General features: G+C 71.9%; 1 pseudogene. It reads right to left on the bottom strand.

The features are described 5' to 3' along the window. Nucleotides 1-378: 378 nt before the first annotated feature. A pseudogene (locus D471_RS32640) lies at nucleotides 379-1,015 on the bottom strand (polynucleotide kinase-phosphatase); the annotation flags it as partial.

Here is a 1,015-nt window from a genome sequence, read left to right on the forward strand (position 1 = left end):
GCGGAGGTCGACGCGAGCACGCGTCTCGCCGGCGTTCTGGAAGGGGTTGGGGACACGCCTTCTCCGTATGTGTGGGGGTTTGAGGGGGTATTCGGGGTTTGTCGGCCTTGTGGGCGTGCACATCATCACCCCCGCGCATGACCGTCCGGAAGAGCGGACGTGAAAAGGAGGCGACGCACAACCCGGTTTGGTGGGATGTGACGACAAGTCAGCCTGCCATTTATCGTGCGATCCTCCGAATCCGGGGCGCTCCCCAGCGCCCCGGACACGCGAAGGCCCCGCCCGGATCGGGCGGGGCCGTGCCGTGCCCTCTTGGTCCTTCCGCTTCGCTTCGGCCCGTGTTCGGGCGCCCCGGACTCCCTCAGCGGTGTCCTGGCCTCACAACCGCGGGTCGACCGGCTCCGACTCCAGGGCCAGGACCGCGAACACCGCCTCGTGCACCCGCCACAGCGGTTCGCCCCGGGCGTGCCGCGCCAGCGCCTCCAGCCCCAGCTTGTGCTCGCGCATCGCCAGCCCCGTCTTGCGGCCCAGCGAACGGCGCTCCTTGAGCGCCTCCAGCCGCTCCGGTTCGGTGTAGTCGGGGCCGTAGATGATCCGCAGGTAGTCCGGGCCGCGCACCTTCAGTCCCGGCTGGGCCAGGCCCTTGCGCGCCCGCGCCCGGGCGCCGAGCACCGGCTTGACCACCATGCCCTCACCGCCCGCCGACACGAGCTCCCGCCACCAGCCGACGGCCGCGGCGCACGCGTCCGGGTCGGTGGTGTCCACGACCAGGTAGCGGGTGGAGCGCACCAGACCGCTCACCTCCGCGAGCCGTTCGGCGACCCCCATGTGCCACAGGTGGTCGGCGTCGGTGTACTCCCGTCCCTCGGAGGCCAGCACCATGAACGGCGCGTACTGGAGCCCCGCGGCGCCGTCGGTGTCCCAGGAGTAGCGCCGGTACACCCGGCTGAACTCCTCCATCTGCCCGGTCCGGCGCTCCACGGTCGCGGCCAGGTCGGCCACGTCCACGCCGCGC

Origin of the sequence: Nocardiopsis lucentensis DSM 44048, from assembly GCF_000341125.1 — a bacterium.
In the GTDB taxonomy this organism is placed as follows: Bacteria; Actinomycetota; Actinomycetes; order Streptosporangiales; family Streptosporangiaceae; genus Nocardiopsis; species Nocardiopsis lucentensis.